At 40.8% G+C, this 15,912-nt stretch carries 10 protein-coding genes; 7 read left to right on the forward strand and 3 right to left on the reverse strand.

Going from position 1 to position 15,912, the window contains the following annotated elements; all coding sequences use genetic code 11:
• The first annotated feature begins 10 nt into the window (after positions 1-10).
• The 3 genes from F1644_RS05585 (at position 11) to F1644_RS05595 (ending at position 3,474) form a co-directional block, all read left to right on the forward strand.
• Complete coding sequence (locus F1644_RS05585) at positions 11-1,069, forward strand: class I fructose-bisphosphate aldolase (protein WP_118304739.1); 1,059 nt, start codon at positions 11-13, stop codon at positions 1,067-1,069.
• A 313-nt stretch (positions 1,070-1,382) separates the two neighbouring features.
• Positions 1,383-2,642 carry a putative DNA modification/repair radical SAM protein gene (locus F1644_RS05590; protein WP_118304740.1) on the forward strand — a complete coding sequence of 420 codons (1,260 nt, stop codon included), beginning with the start codon at positions 1,383-1,385 and terminating at the stop codon, positions 2,640-2,642.
• 64 nt (positions 2,643-2,706) lie between these two features.
• On the forward strand, positions 2,707-3,474 hold the full coding sequence (locus tag F1644_RS05595) for a TIGR03915 family putative DNA repair protein (protein WP_118304741.1): 768 nt from the start codon (positions 2,707-2,709) through the stop codon (positions 3,472-3,474).
• 28 nt (positions 3,475-3,502) lie between these two features.
• Here the strand turns inward: F1644_RS05595 and F1644_RS05600 are convergent, their stop codons facing one another.
• Positions 3,503-4,114, reverse strand: coding sequence for an RNA polymerase sigma factor (locus F1644_RS05600; protein ID WP_087421257.1), 612 nt, complete (start codon positions 4,112-4,114; stop codon positions 3,503-3,505).
• Between the two features lie 386 nt (positions 4,115-4,500).
• Here F1644_RS05600 and F1644_RS05605 point away from each other — a divergent pair, with 386 nt between their 5' ends.
• The 4 genes from F1644_RS05605 (at position 4,501) to F1644_RS05620 (ending at position 12,145) form a co-directional block, all read left to right on the forward strand.
• Complete coding sequence (locus F1644_RS05605; protein ID WP_087421256.1) at positions 4,501-5,682, forward strand: FecR family protein; 1,182 nt, start codon at positions 4,501-4,503, stop codon at positions 5,680-5,682.
• Positions 5,683-5,824: 142 nt separating this feature from the next.
• A complete protein-coding gene (locus F1644_RS05610; RefSeq protein ID WP_158571898.1) occupies positions 5,825-9,226 on the forward strand; it encodes a SusC/RagA family TonB-linked outer membrane protein in 3,402 nt (1,133 codons plus the stop codon).
• Positions 9,227-9,243: 17 nt separating this feature from the next.
• A complete protein-coding gene (locus F1644_RS05615) occupies positions 9,244-10,794 on the forward strand; it encodes a RagB/SusD family nutrient uptake outer membrane protein (protein ID WP_118304743.1) in 1,551 nt (516 codons plus the stop codon).
• A gap of 37 nt (positions 10,795-10,831) precedes the next feature.
• Positions 10,832-12,145 (forward strand): TlpA family protein disulfide reductase, encoded by a 1,314-nt coding sequence (locus F1644_RS05620; RefSeq protein WP_158571899.1) that lies wholly within the window; start codon positions 10,832-10,834, stop codon positions 12,143-12,145.
• Positions 12,146-12,251: 106 nt separating this feature from the next.
• On the opposite strand, the gene F1644_RS05625 is transcribed toward F1644_RS05620, so the two are convergent.
• Complete coding sequence (locus tag F1644_RS05625) at positions 12,252-13,445, reverse strand: DUF4272 domain-containing protein (RefSeq protein ID WP_118304744.1); 1,194 nt, start codon at positions 13,443-13,445, stop codon at positions 12,252-12,254.
• Positions 13,446-13,529: 84 nt separating this feature from the next.
• A complete protein-coding gene (locus tag F1644_RS05630) occupies positions 13,530-15,764 on the reverse strand; it encodes a GH92 family glycosyl hydrolase (RefSeq protein ID WP_229782440.1) in 2,235 nt (744 codons plus the stop codon).
• Positions 15,765-15,912: the final 148 nt, after the last annotated feature.

Consider the following 15,912-nt stretch of genomic DNA (forward strand, 5'->3'; position numbering starts at 1 on the left):
ATCAATTAATATGAGTACAAACAAAATAATCGAAATCCTAGGAGATCAAAGTGATTTCCTATTGAACCACACCTGTAAAACCATTGATAAATCGTTACTTCACATCCCGTCACCCAATACTATTGATGAAATTTGGATATCATCCGATAGAAATACCCGTACTCTGAACAGTCTGCAAAGCATCCTGAGTCACGGCCGTTTAGCAAATACCGGCTACGTGTCCATTCTCCCCGTGGATCAAGGAGTTGAACACACGGCAGGAGCGTCTTTCGCCCCAAATCCTCTCTATTTTGATCCGGAAAACATCATAAAACTTGCTATCGAGGGCGGGTGTAACGCCGTGGCATCAACATTCGGAGTACTCGGAGCCGTGGCTCGTAAATACGCTCACAAAATCCCGTTCATAGTGAAAATCAATCATAATGAACTACTAACCTACCCGACTCAATACGACCAAACACTATACGGTACGGTGGAAGAGGCATGGAATATGGGAGCCGCTGCGGTAGGTGCCACAATTTACTTCGGCTCACCGGAAAGTCGCAGACAAATACTAGAAGTATCAGAGGCATTTTCCCATGCACATGAACTAGGTATGGCAACCATCCTCTGGTGTTACCTTCGTAACGGAAGTTTCAAAAAAGACGGAGTAGATTACCACTCGGCAGCAGATTTGACAGGACAGGCCAATCACCTAGGGGCAACGATCCAAGCTGACATCGTAAAACAAAAGCTCCCGACGGTTAACGGGGGATTTACCGAACTTAAATTCGGAAAAACGAATGAAAAAGTTTATACCGAACTTACGTCCTCCCACCCGATAGACCTCTGCCGCTACCAAGTGGCCAACAGCTACATGGGACGCATTGGCCTGATCAACTCCGGGGGTGAATCTAAAGGAGCGTCCGATTTAAAAGAAGCTGTCATAACAGCCGTAATCAACAAACGAGCCGGCGGAATGGGACTTATCAGCGGACGGAAAGCCTTCCAGAAACCGATAAACCAAGGTGTAGAATTACTAAATGCTATCCAGGACGTTTACCTGGATAAAAATATCACGTTAGCCTAACAAAAATAGCAACCAATGAGGGAGTGTCAAAAACTTTTGAGCCCCCTCATTGAATCTATAGTATCTCGTATTATTCTCCACGGTGTCTCGTCGTACTCTCACTAGTACATAAACTAAATTTCAAGAAAAAATCAAAAGCAGATCAACCCGCCACATCGTTGACCTATCGTTAACCTTTCGTTAACCTATCGTTGACCTACCTACGAGACATACCGGAATTCCCCTTGAAAATCCCTTTCGATATAGGAGTAAAACACACTACCTTCTGTTTTTTATTCTTATCTTTGTGAAGAAGACATAACCCCGGTTCACAATGGATGAAAGAGTACTCGATAAACTAAAAATACTCGCTGAATCAGCGAAATACGATGTATCCTGCGCATCTAGCGGGACCTCCCGTTCTCACAAAAAAGGACAGATCGGGAGCGCAGAAGGGTGGGGTATATGTCATAGTTTCGCAGAAGACGGACGCTGTATCTCTCTACTGAAAATCATGCTCACGAACAACTGTATCTACGATTGTGCCTATTGCATCAATCGCAGGAGCAACGACCTGCCGAGAGCCACGTTCTCCGTCACGGAACTCGTGAACCTGACGATAGAATTCTATCGCCGGAATTACATCGAGGGACTCTTCCTCAGTTCGGGAGTAGTACGCAATCCAGACTACACGATGGAACGTTTGGTGAAAGTGGTAAAGGACTTGCGGCAAGTGTACCGCTTTAACGGATACATCCATTTGAAAAGTATTCCCGGGGCCAGCCAAGAACTGGTAAACGAGGCTGGTTTATACGCGGATCGTATGAGTGTAAACATCGAAATCCCCAACGAACAAAGCCTGCAACTTCTTGCCCCGGAAAAAGATTTTCAAAGTGTATTCACCCCCATGCGTTATATCCAACAAGGTATGTTACAAAGCGCCGAGGAACGAAAGAAATACCGCCATGCCCCCCGCTTTGTCCCCGCGGGACAAAGCACACAGATGATCGTGGGAGCAACTTCCGATTCGGATAAGGACATTCTACACCTAACCTCTGCACTCTACAAACGTCCAAGCATGAAAAGAGTATATTATTCGGGATTCGTCCCCGTCAACGGGTACGACAACCGTCTGCCGGCCTTGAAGCAACCACCTCTTGTAAGAGAAAACCGATTGTATCAAGCCGATTGGTTACTCCGATTTTACAATTTCAAAGTAGATGAAATCGTGGATGACTCCTATCCTGATCTAGACCTAGAGATCGACCCGAAACTGGCTTGGGCTCTTCGTCACCCGGAGGCATTCCCCGTGGACATCAACCGGGCGGATTACGAAATGTTATTACGTGTCCCCGGACTTGGGGTGAAGTCTGCCAAGATGATTCTCACGGCCCGCCGCTATTCCCGCTTGGGGACATCACATTTGAAACAAATCGGTGTCGTTCTCAAAAAAGCCCAGTATTTCATCACGTGCAATGAACTGCCTACCCGAACCGTTAACGAAATAAAACCCGAAAATGTAAGGCGGATTCTGACACAAAGAAAAGCAAACCGTATCGACGATGGTCAACTGATCATCCCCTTCGTTTATTAATTGAATTAATTCGACTTCATGGCACTTGAAATCGTAAATCTAAAATCATAAATCTAAAATTAATATGCTCATATTCCGGTACGACAAAACCTTTGAAGGACTGTTAACAGCGATTTTTGACGCTTATAGCATCAAAAGATTTCCCGATGTTTTGCTAGCAGCAGAAGACACGTCTCCTTTATTTTATGATGAAATCATCACAGTCGTTACGGATGAGGAAAGAAGTAGCCGGGTATGGAAAGGACTTCAAAAGAAACTATCCGCCTCGGCCCTTACCAGTCTTACAACCTGCTGGCTATCCGAACTCCCGGAGATTGACCTCGTACTATTCCGTTACATTCACAAAGCCATCGACGCACCCCGTTCCATCGAACTCAATTTCGGGGATCCCGATGTGCTGGAACTTTCCAAAGTCTGGAAAAAGGTAAACAACGAACGGTTACGGGTCATGCAATTCCTGCGCTTTCAGAAAGCTGCCGACGGCACCTATTTTGCCGCATTGAAACCGCTATATAACGTAATCTCGCTCGTGATTCCCTATCTCCAAGATCGTTTTGCCGATCAAAAATGGCTACTCTATGACCTCAAACGGGAATACGGTTATTATCACGATCTGTCAACCATCACCGAAGTACACTTTGAACAAAAAGAAGGACATCTTCAAAGCGGATTCCTCGACGAAAGCATCATGGATCAAGACGAAAAACTTTTTCAAAAACTCTGGCAGACCTATTTCAAGGCAATTACTATAAAAGAACGCCTGAATCCTAAACTACATCGTCAAAATCTCCCTGCCCGCTTTTGGAAATACCTAACGGAGAAAAAGGGATAACTCATTTTCTAAAGCAAGAATCTCCCAATTAGAGATCTTTCTGTCCCCATTTTTCCCTTTGTAACCGCTCGGAATTGACCAAGATAAATAAAAGGAGTAATGAATCTTTAGAAAGTTTATTTTTAAGATAAGCGATAGCCTCCGACTTTTTATTATAGATTGTCTGTTTATTTTTACCTAATTTTTGAGCAATTTCCTCCACTTTCCAACCATCGAAAAATAGTTTTAGAATCTCAGCACTCTCTTCAGGCAATAATCCCAAGATATAATGAAAAGTCGAAAGAGTTTCACTTTCAATAATATCTACTTCAAATGAATCTTTATCCAACAACTGGCCAGCTTTATACTTTTCGACACATTGATGATGTCTGATATAACTTTTAAAATGGTTCCGTAAAGAAACATATAAATAAGCCTTTATATCGGTTAAACGTTCAAATTTTAGTGAAGGTGATTGCCACAAATTTAAAAAAACATCGTGAATGGCATCACGGGGTTCCACTTCTGTATGCTGATATAATTTTGCTGTAAAATAAAACAAATCATTATAGAACAGAGAATAGACTTTTCCGAAATCTTTCTCTATCCTACGGTTAAAATTTTTTAGCAAAATAGTTTCCTCTTTTTCCGGTATCATCATCCTTGTTAAATATATTGCCGATAAAAATACTCACCTCATTAGTACGGGAACCTTGTTTTAAATAGCAAATTAATTCATAAAATCAGAAACTTGCAAATACAAAAAGAAGTTGTTATAGTTTCTTTATCTTATTTATCCCTATTAGCATAGAAAAAACGAATATATTATAGCAAAAAAACAAAAGAATTTGCACATCACAAACAACTAAAAATCAGCTACATTTTCTATATATTTTCTTTTTTAGAAAAAAAATATCCGATTTTGAAGTAAATTTTTTCGTGTCACGCGTTTCCTTTATAAATATCCCGAAGTAACAAGTTCAGAGTTCTTCGAGTATTTAAACATCCCGGAGAAGGGAAATTAAATCGGTAAAAAATGAACATTCTATGAAATTGGAAGATAAGGAATTTGAAGATTATTATCATCGGGCTCATCATCTCACGAATGAGTTATTATCAACCTATAATAATAATCTGAGTTTGGAAGAAAATAAGGAGGTCGACACTTTTTTAAAGGAGAATCATCTTTCTGGAGAATTAATTGATCGTTTGACTTCCTCTGAAATTCACCGGGAATATTATAATCGTTTGGCTCAAGAAAATAAAGAAGAAAATCTGGCTTTATTATTAGCACAAATGAGAAAAGAAAAACCGAAACAAAAAAGATTCAGAATATGGTATCATATCGCAGCTTCAGTAGCTGCCATTATAGCCATTATCTTTTGGACGCAATCTGAACGACAAGTGGAAAAATATGATGATTGGTATAGCCAGACGATAACAGAACAATATACCCAACCAACTTTGATTTTAGAGAACGACAGTTCCTTGATTTTAGCAGATGATGCCCAAGCAATCGTTAGCCAAGATTATGAAATTAAAAAATCGCAAGGAAATTCCCTAAAATATACAGTAACGAGCCAATCCGGAACTCTTCGCTACAACAAACTAATTGTTCCTAAACAATATACCTACACACTAAAACTTAGTGACCAATCAGAGGTTATACTAAATGCGGGGAGTATACTCCGATATCCAGTAAGTTTTACAGGAGATAAACGGGAGGTTGAACTAATTGGAGAAGCATTTTTTAAAGTGGCAAAATCAGATAAACCTTTTTTAGTACGACTGGGAAAGAATAATGTAACCGTCTACGGAACTCAATTTAATATACGTTCCAGAGCTAACAGTGACCTTGAAGTCGTATTAGTCAAAGGAAGTATCGGATTTAAAGCAGAAAACCAAGAAGAAATCAGAATTAAGCCTTCACAAATAGTCGTTTGTCAGCCAGAGACCGGAAAGACTCAAGTGAAAGAGATTAATCCCAAGGATTACATCATGTGGATGGAAAATATGTTTGTTTTTAAAGGGCAAACTCTAGAACGGATTTTATCAGAAGTGTCAATATGGTACGGAGTACAGATAGACATCCAAGTAGACGTAAAAGATATGAAACTGACTTTAATTACGAACAAGGATAATTCATTAGAGGACATCCTCAAATTTATCACAAAAATTACAAACATAAAAATAACTAAAACCGGAGATATGGAATATAAAACAGAGTAGTAAATAAAAGAGCATCCCAGGGATGCCCTTTTCAGACTTTCCCGCAGAATCAGATTGGCGTCAGTATCTGTCGGAAAGCAGTGATTCAGTAATGTGTGAATAAGTTGAACTTAATTTGTATTACCAAATGCTATACAAAATTATGAAAAAAAAGTATGTAGCAAAAAATGCTTGGTGTATTTATTTCCTTTTGGCGGTAATTTTACTGCCGATTCAGACAACGGCTGCAATCGATCCGGCTCAGCCGATCTTAAGCCTCTCTATTGAAAATAAAGTGGTAACTATTCATGTCCGGGATGTATCTTTAGATGAAATCCTGTTGTTAATGAATGAACAAACAAATATTTCCTTCGGTTATCAAGAGGGCGTGATTGATAAAAATCAGAAATTTTCTTTGGATGTTTCCGGGGTCCCGGTAGAAGAAGCATTGCGGATTCTTTTCAAGAACAGTAATTATGATTTTGAGTACAAAGATCAGCGGATATTGATTGTATTAAAATCTATTCCCCAAACAGAGGCAAAGAAAGATAGAACAGTAAAGGGAGTTGTGCTAGATCAGTCGGGCACTCCTCTACCCGGAACTACCGTTTTACTCAAAGGAACCACGTTAGGGGTTGCAACTGATGTGAATGGTTCGTATAGCCTCCAAATCCCACAAGGTAACCAAACCTTAGTATTTTCACTTGTCGGGATGAAAACTCAAGAAATCCCTTATAAGGGGCAAATTGAAATTAACGTGACAATGGAAGAAGATATCACAGAAATGGATGAAGTAGTTGTAACTGGTTATTCTGTCCGAAAAGTAAATGAATTGACCGGGGCCGCACAACAGTTTCATGGAAAAGAAGTTGCCCAAAACATGGTTAATGGAGATATCTTGTCAGCCTTGAAAGGACACACGACGGGCTTACAAATTTCAGGTAGTGACGGGAACCCGGCACGAAACAACTCTTTACTATTAAGAGGTGTCGGTACGTTATATGATAGTAAACAGTATCCTTTGATCGTGATTGATGGGATCGTTACTGATTTTACCAACATCAACGGGGTCGTAGCAGCCAATGACATAGAAGAAATAACGGTATTAAAAGACGCAGCATCTTCTGCAATTTACGGATCACGCGCTGCCATGGGTGTAATCGTGATTACCACGAAAAAAGGTCAGAAAAGTAGACAAACAACTTCTGTAGATATGAAATTTGGTCTCAGCGTTCAGAACTTCGGAGGATTACGATATATGACTTCAGAGGAGCTACTTGATTACGGTAAAATGAGCCTAACGAACTGGTGGAATGGGAATAATAGTTTACAAGCTAAATATCCCGATCGAGATGGATTTATCCGAGACACGCTAAGCTCTTTATCCCAGAATTTTGATCTTTCCCATACAACCGATTGGCGAGATCTACAATATCAACACGGGATTACCAAAAGTATAGGTGTCAATATTTCCGGGGGAAGCGAACGAGCTAGTTACTATTTATCCTATAATTATTTTGATGAAAAGGGAACAAAAATCGATAATTACCTGACTCGCAATTTTTTAAAATTACGTATGGATTATGATGTTACTCCATTCTTAACCCTAGGAATCAATCTGAGCGGAACATTCTCCAAGTATGAAAGTCCTAATAGCGGTTCTTTTGAAGACTACCATCCCTGGCTTTCTCCTTACGACGAAGATGGCAAGCTAAAAAAGAGCATCCCACAATGGAGAAGGTTTGCCATGTATAATGTTGACCTCGTGAATCCCCTCATGGATAATCAATATAACAGCAGTATCAGCCACAATGACAACCTAATGGGCTCTTTTAGCGGAACGTTACATCCTTTTAGTTGGATGAGTTTCACTTCCGTAAATACCTATACACGGATTTATTCCAATACCAATAATTATCAGGATAGTAGAACCTATTCCGGAAATTACAGCAACAATAACTTCAGTAACGGAATTTTGGATATCAGTGATGCCCGAGACGATAGTTTCCTAACTTCTAACATTCTCCGGATGGAATATCGTTTTAATGACCATAACATATCGGGACTTCTAGGACAAGAGTATTACGAACGCCACTCCCGTAGTTCAAATCTATCCATGTATGACCAAAGTGTTGTTGGTGAAAGAAATGTAGGAGGATTCTCAAAAGTTGGAAAAAAGATTCAATCCTCTTACGTGCCGGACGGAAGTGAGAGTGAATCGGGAAGTTTTTCTCTCTTTGCTGAGGCCAATTATAACTATAAAGGCAAATATATGGCTTCGGTATCTTTCCGTACAGATGCCTCTACCAATTTCGGAAAGGATAACCGTTACGGGAAGTTCTATTCTATAAGTGGTGCTTGGCTAGTATCCTCGGAGAAATTTATGCAAAAACAAAAGGCTTTATCTTTCCTTAAATTACGCTTAAGTTACGGAACTTCAGGTAAAGAAGCCGGTATAGATTACTTGAACTACACTCTATATGCTATCGGGAAAGATTACGAAGATTATTACCGTGAACATCCCTTATACCCCTCTTCTTATCCTGCCGTGATCAATCAGTTGGGGAACGACCAATTAACCTGGGAAACCGCCTATACTTTTAACCTAGGAGTGGATATGGGATTTTTAAATGACCGAATTCGTTTAAATGCTGATTACTACAGACGCCGCAATAGTGACTTAATCATGAGTGTTGCAACCGCTGCTGCAATCGGAGTAGGAGCCCAATACAAAAATGTAGGAGAAATGTTAAATCAAGGTGTGGAACTGACTTTAAACACTCATACTCTAAAATCACCTACTTTCAACTGGTATACCACTTTCACCTTCAGTCACAACAAGAATGAATTGACAAAATTATATGATGGATATTTTGTAGACGGAGAAGGCCGTACTTTTTATGAAGGCGACAATATCGATATGTTGAAAAAAGTGAAGGTGAACGGCGTGGATAAAGAAACCGGGAAACCAATTTACGAACGGGTAAACGAGGATGGTACAATCGAGTACGTAAACACCTTGACCAACGCAACTTCTGGAAACGGAGAACTAAGTTATCAGAACATTGGATTAAAACGGGCTCCCTACTACGGAGGATTTACCAACACGTTCCAATACAAAAACTTTGAACTTTACCTACACATGACTTATAGTTTTGGTTATAAGGCATATAGTTCTCTCAAAACAAGTTACACGGACGGAACTGCTTGGCTGTATAACAATATGTACAAAATACCATCGGGATTAAAAATATGGCAAAAACCTGGAGATGATGCAGATATTCCTATGGTCAATAGCGATCCTTCGTATACACAAAATCTTTATGGCACAACTTCTTTTGGATATATCAATTCCGGACACGTTCGATTTTCTAAGATCCGCTTGTCTTACAATTTTCCTGAGAAATGGTTACGCCAAATACGGATTCAGCACTTGTCATTAAGTTTTACCTGTGATAATGTCGGCGTGATCACTTCTCGCAATTTTATCGGAGCTGATCCGGAGAACCTGGGAGACTGGCCAGCTCCCCGTCGTTATGCCTTTGGTTTGAATTTTACTTTTTAATGGTTAAATAACTGATTATGAAAAGATATATTAGCTTCATTTGGATTCTGATTTTCTTAGGTTGTGATGCCCGTCTAGATGAAATGCGACCTCACAATATGTCGGATGCCTCTACCTATCTGAAAAAATTTGAGAATGTAGTAAATGCAACATCCGGTTTGTATGCCTTATTTTATGGGAAAGTCGGAGGCTTTAATTTCGACTATATTTATGAAGTCGTTTATCATACCCTAGGAGAATTTAGAGGAAACAATGTCGTCTTCGCAGAACCGTTTGAAGGTACTTCGGATATTTCCTTGGGAGCTCCGGATGCACATTTTTATTTATACAGCGATCAAAAAGAACAGTCTTTTGCCTGGCCAATGTGGATTAAAATGAACCAGATTGTTATAGGAGCATCTAAAAATATCGAAGCCATAAAATTGTTAGAAACCGAACCGACCGAACAGTCCCGCCTAGATGAACTGAAACAATTAAAAGGTGAAAATTACTTTATTCGTGGTCTGCTCTTTTTCCATGCGGTCAATGCTTTCGGACTACCATATTGGAACGAGCCTGAAAAAAATCCGGGCATACCTTTGGACACGACTGGAAGCGGCCGATTGTTACCCAGAAGTAGTGTAAAAGATTGTTATGAACGTATTATTCAAGATTTCAAAGAAGCTGCATCATACTTACCAGATGAAAAAATAGATCGATCATTTGCAAACCGAGCTGCCGCTTATGGAATGCTTTCCCGGGTATACCTTTACATGGGAGGCCTGCCCAACACTCCGAATGAAGAGTATAACAAGCTGGCTATTACTTACGCAGATAAAGTATTTGAAATTCAGAATGACGTAATAGACATTCTCAAGGGAGAGGAATATAAGGATTTATACTTGAAAGATCCGAAAACTAACCCGGAAGTACTTTTTGCATTCAATCCTGCAAACTTTCCCTCAGATAGTCCCAGCTATCTTCATTCCTATTATTCATGGTCAGGATTTACCGACTCTAAAGAGGAATTTCCCTGTCCGGCAGTTATCTCCAAAGATTACGAGAAAATTATGGATAAAGAGAAAGATCTCCGATGGAAATACTTTACCACCCCTTCTATCCGACATCAAGGAAGATATACCACAACAAAATATGATGGAGGGGAATTTGAATTATTTCCTGGATTCGTGGACTTTGAATGTCCGACAATTTTCATTCGTACAGGAGAAGTCATTTTGAACCGAGCCGAGGCTTATGCTAAATTAGGAGAAGATGGAAAAGCCTTGATAGACCTCAACCAGATTCGAGAACGCTCGGGCTTAACCACATTAAGTGGAATTGGAGGGCAACAACTGAAAGATTCCATTTTTATGGAAAGACGTCGAGAATTAGCATTTGAAGCGCAAGTATTCTATGACTACACGCGTAATGGAATAAAGCTGTCACGGGAGGAGGTAACAACTGTTTATCCGGATTATATCGGTCATCAGTACAATGAAATTGATCCTCTCTCTTCCCGTCGGATTGTTTTCCTTATTCCGTCAGAAGAACTGAAATTGAACCCCGAATTAGAACAGAATACGTATTGATATGAGCAAGTGGTATATTTATGTCATATTACTCACAATGGTTACAGCGTGCTATCAAGCACCTGTAACCGATGTACGTATGCACGTGAAAGGATTGATGGAAAATGATTCTGCAGTTTCTGTTATAACCCGGGATTCTGTTTATACAGCCTATCTTGATAAAACTTGTGGTGCCGCTTTAACATTGGATCCTAAACAAAAGGCTGATTATGCCATTTTCCGTTATCACGGGGTTTCTGTTCCTATTTACATCGAACCGAACAAAAATCTTGAGATTTTTCTAAAAATTGAAAACTGGGAAATGGAGGTCAAATTCGCAGGAAGCGGAGCTCCCAAGAATGAATACCTGAATAATAAAACTTTACGTGAATTTTATCCCGATTATAAAACGGATGAGGCTGGGATCATACAAAGTTTGAAAACATGGGAAACAAAATTATCGGAGATGTTAGATAGTATGCATTTCGACTCTGCCTTCACAGCTATAGAGAAGAAAAGAATTCATTACCTGATATATGCTTATCTACCTCGTTATCCTTCTTATCAGAAATATCAACTTCAAAAACAGGAATATGAAGCCTCGGATGCATTTTACACCTATATATCCCAACAGATTCCGGAAGAAGAAGAGTTGATAGATATGCCCGAATACCAAACTGCTCTTCAAAATTTAGTGCAAGCTTTCGGCTTAAAGGGCTTACGAGAACAGAATGAATGGAGGTTCTTGAAAAAACAAATGGAATATATAGACAAACAGGTCAAAAATCAAATAATCAAGGACTTCTTGATGGATAAAATAACAACTCGTTATGTGGAAAAAAATGGAACTGACCATTTGGAAGAGATTGTTCATTTTTATCACGATAATGTTAAAGCATCGGGAAAAAAGCTGAAATTCGACGATTTATGCCAGAAATGGCTAAAATTGGTAAAAGGACAACCCTCTCCGACATTTAACTGTCTGGATATTGAAGGAAAAGAGGTCAACTTAACCGATCTAGCTGGGAAGTACGTTTATATCGACATTTGGGCAACTTGGTGTCGTCCATGCCGTGCCGAACAACCCTATCTGGAACAACTTATACAAAGATATGAAGGAAAAGATATTGCCTTCGTCAGTATCTCGACAGACCGAGACAAAAAAGCTTGGGAAAAACTCGTGAAAACAGAACAACTGCAAGGAATACAATTATATGGAGGAAGGGGAAATTCTTTTATAGAATCTTTTGTCGTACGCAGTATCCCTCGCTTTATATTATTGGATCGGGAGGGGAAAATTATTGAAGCAGATATGAGTCGTCCTACGGATCCTCGAACAACGGAGTTACTGGATTCCCTTATTTCCTTATAATTTATAATCCGAACTCTGATATTAGAAAACTTTGGCGACACTCTTGAGGTATCGCCAAAGTTCCTTTTAAATAGATAATAATTCAAATATATTTTCACATATTAATTCATGTTGTCGGCTGAATCTCATCCCATTCTGCCCCATCATTTGCCCCAATCAACCAATTAAAAGCATAATGCCGTTCCATCACAACCCCACCATCCAAGGACGCCGGGGTCTCCTCGCCTTTTACACGGGCATCCACGCAAGCCCAATCATAACGTAACGTCAGATCAGCCTCATCCAAAATCTCCTGCCGATCCCGAATTTCACCCAACCCCAACACCGTCCCGTTCTCCTTGTGATCAAAAAATAAGCGAGCGATATATGGAACATCACAAATAGTCGAAGGATAAGGCAACTCGACAATTCCCAACGCCCACAATAACACGGCACAGCACTCGTAACGCCACAAAAACTGGATACAATCGTATTGTTCAGGAGAAGGATTTTCCAGATAAGCCCTTTCTAACGGAGTAAATTCATCCATGATATGATACCCCTCGTCAACCCGGGCCACAAACCCTAAAGCCTCTTCCCGATCCGGGTTTTCCGATAACATCACCTCTGAATACAAGGCCACGGCAAACAAGGTTTCTGCACGACGAGCTATTTCTTCCGGCTTTCTTATCATCGCCTCACAATCCAATACCTCGCAAGGTAAATGTTCCATATAAGGCACTCCCGCCTCTTTCAAACGTACGAAAGAACGTTCCCGACGGGCTTGATCCACGTCTCCCGCCTCCGGACGTCCCACCTCTAACAAGTCAGAATTCGCCACCGGCCGGAAAGTCTCGTATTCACTCTCGCCCTTGACGGAAAAAAGCAACTTTCCTTTGCTATCAAAAAGACTCATACTCGGATAAAGCAAAAAGCCATTCACATCTCCCGCCACGTCATAAAACGTGTTAATGATGTAACTCGTCCGATCTTGGTTATCATCCAGTTCGAACTCGATCCCCACGATACAATTAAAACACTGTATCTGACGAATCACCTCCTCTTTAATGGCAGTCAAGGGAGTGTCTACCCGTGCAAAATAATTTGCCATACCTTCCGTGTGTTCAGCTACTTGATCAGCTTGACTTCCCGACTCCATCATAGAGCAACGGATCATCGTATCATCCTGCAACAAGATCATCCAGCGATCATCTTCGGGAGTAAACATCTTCGTCACGTCCTGAAAACGCACACGCATAGATTCGGCAACACGACTGAAATCCCCGATTACCGTGTAAAGAGTTAAATTTGCTTTTTCCATATATTCCTTTTTAATTTAGAGCAAAGATAAGAAAAGAGGCTTCCATTTTACCATCGAAGCCTCTAAATATAACATGACACTCTTCTACTCTCTTTTCAATGAAAATGAATAAGGCACATCCTCATCTCCAATACCCCGAAGTTTATTCGGCCGCTCGCTCATTTGGAATTCAATTCGACCGCCATTCAACAAATCTGCATGAGTAATATAATTCTTCGTGTATACTTTCTTATTCCATTTCATCCATGCGATATAACGGTGCCTATCATCATTACCCGAGGCAACAATCTGTATTTTTTTACCGTTCTCAAATTTAATCGTTACTTTGGGGAAAAGCGGTGCCCCCAACACGTATTGGTCCGTTCCCGGACACACGGGATAGAACCCCATTGCAGAGAACACGTACCATGCCGATGTCTGCCCGTTATCCTCGTCACCGCAATACCCGTCCGGTCCGGGAGTATACATCCGGTTCATCACCTCCCGCAACCAATACTGCGCTTTCCAAGGCTGTCCGGCATAATTATACAAATAAATCATATGCTGTATCGGCTGATTCCCGTGAGCGTAATTTCCCATATTCATCACAGTCATTTCCCTAATTTCATGAATCACTCCCCCGTAATAACTCGCATCGAACAAAGGAGGAATAGTAAAAACAGAATCCAACATTCGAACAAAAACCTCCTTTCCCCCCATCAAATCAATTATCCCCTGCGGATCATGAAACACCGACCATGTATAGTGCCAACTATTTCCTTCCGTAAAAGCATCCCCCCACTTCAAAGGAGAAAACGGGGTCATAAAACTCCCATTTTGATTCTTTCCCCGCATTAACTTCGTCTCCGGATCAAACAAGTATTTATAATTCATTGCCCGTTTTGCATATTTATTGACTTCAACCTCCGGACGTCCCAAAGCTTTCGCCAACCGATAAATACACCAATCATCATAAGCATACTCCAACGTACGAGCCGCACTTTCCTTTATTCCCACGTTATAAGGAACGTAGCCCAATTTGTTATAATATTCGTGTCCCAAACGTCCCGTGGAGGAAACTTTAGGATGTACGTGTTCAGTCCCGTGTACTACCCCCTCATACAGCGCCTTGACATCGGCAACTCGAATCCCCTTCAAGTAAGCATCTGCCAAAACGGAAGCCGAATTATTTCCGACCATACACCCCCGGTGTCCCGGACTCGCCCATTCTGGGAAAAAACCGCTTTCCTTGTACGTGTTAATCAGCCCCTCCTGAATCTCCTTGTTACGGGAAGGATAAACTAGATTCAACAAAGGAAACAAGCAACGGAAGGTATCCCAAAACCCCGTGTCTGTATACATATATCCCGGTAACACGTTGCCATTATACGGACTATAATGCACGATATTTCCCGCTGCATCAAACTCGTAAAACTTACGCGGGAAAAGCACCGAACGATACAAACAAGAATAAAATACCCGATATTGATCCAGCGAACCGCCCTCCACTTGAATTGCCCCTAGCACTTTATTCCATTCCGTCCGACCTTTTTCCACTAACACATCGAAATCATCATTTTCCAACTCTTTCAAATTTCTTTCCGCCTGTTCCAAGCTGATAAACGAAGAAGCCACCCGAGCGTGTACCTTTTCTCCTTTTTCCGTGCGGAATCCGATCACACTTCCCGCATGATTCGCCTGTTGGTATAACTCATCACTCAACTTCCCGTCGGCAAAAGTATATTGATACTCAAAAGGCTTATCAAACTCTATCACGAAATAATTTTTGAAATTCCCCGGAACCCCTCCGCTATTCCGAGTCGTATATCCCTCGATTCGATTGTTACCCACAATCTTGATAAATGAACCCCGGTCAAACGCATCAACAACAACATACGAATGCTCGCTCTCTGGGAAAGTAAACCGGAAAAGAGCCGCTCGATCAGTTGTAGTAAATTCAGTAACAACATCATGTTCGGCCAAATAAACCTTGTAATAATAAGGCTTGGCAACTTCTCCCTTGTGCGAGAACCAACTCGCCCGTTTATCCTGATCAAATTCCGGCGCTCCCACAACTGGCATCAAAGCAAACTGCCCGTAATCGTTAATCCACGGACTAGGTTGGTGTGTTTGCTTAAATCCCCGTATTTTGTTTGCCGTATACACGTAAGCCCACCCATCACCCATTTTTTCCGTCTGAGGCATCCAAAAATTCATACCCCACGGACGAGCAATAGCCGGGTAAGTATTCCCTGTAGAGAACTCATACGTGGATTGCGTCCCCATCAAAGGATTCACATAATCTACTGTTTCTTTCCTCCCTTCTTTGTTTGGCAACATTGCCCCGAAACACAACAAAAATACACATAGATTCATTTCATCACTCATTCATTTACACATTGATTTCATTTATTCGACACACAAATTCCTTATCCTCCCTCTCTATATAAGACAACAAACAAGCAAAAAAGAGGTACAATACATAAAA

The sequence above is a fragment of the Butyricimonas paravirosa genome (genome assembly GCF_032878955.1).
Taxonomy (GTDB): domain Bacteria; phylum Bacteroidota; class Bacteroidia; order Bacteroidales; family Marinifilaceae; genus Butyricimonas; species Butyricimonas paravirosa.

Coding starts and splice junctions, on each gene's coding strand:
- F1644_RS05625 (WP_118304744.1), bottom strand. CDS start 13,445: ATGGAAAAAGCAAATTTAACTCTTTACACGGTAATCGGGGATTTCAGT.
- F1644_RS05620 (WP_158571899.1), top strand. CDS start 10,832: ATGGTTACAGCGTGCTATCAAGCACCTGTAACCGATGTACGTATGCAC.
- F1644_RS05615 (WP_118304743.1), top strand. CDS start 9,244: ATGAAAAGATATATTAGCTTCATTTGGATTCTGATTTTCTTAGGTTGT.
- F1644_RS05630 (WP_229782440.1), bottom strand. CDS start 15,764: ATGTTGCCAAACAAAGAAGGGAGGAAAGAAACAGTAGATTATGTGAAT.
- F1644_RS05600 (WP_087421257.1), bottom strand. CDS start 4,114: ATGATGATACCGGAAAAAGAGGAAACTATTTTGCTAAAAAATTTTAAC.
- F1644_RS05605 (WP_087421256.1), top strand. CDS start 4,501: ATGAAATTGGAAGATAAGGAATTTGAAGATTATTATCATCGGGCTCAT.
- F1644_RS05595 (WP_118304741.1), top strand. CDS start 2,707: ATGCTCATATTCCGGTACGACAAAACCTTTGAAGGACTGTTAACAGCG.
- F1644_RS05585 (WP_118304739.1), top strand. CDS start 11: ATGAGTACAAACAAAATAATCGAAATCCTAGGAGATCAAAGTGATTTC.
- F1644_RS05610 (WP_158571898.1), top strand. CDS start 5,825: ATGAAAAAAAAGTATGTAGCAAAAAATGCTTGGTGTATTTATTTCCTT.
- F1644_RS05590 (WP_118304740.1), top strand. CDS start 1,383: ATGGATGAAAGAGTACTCGATAAACTAAAAATACTCGCTGAATCAGCG.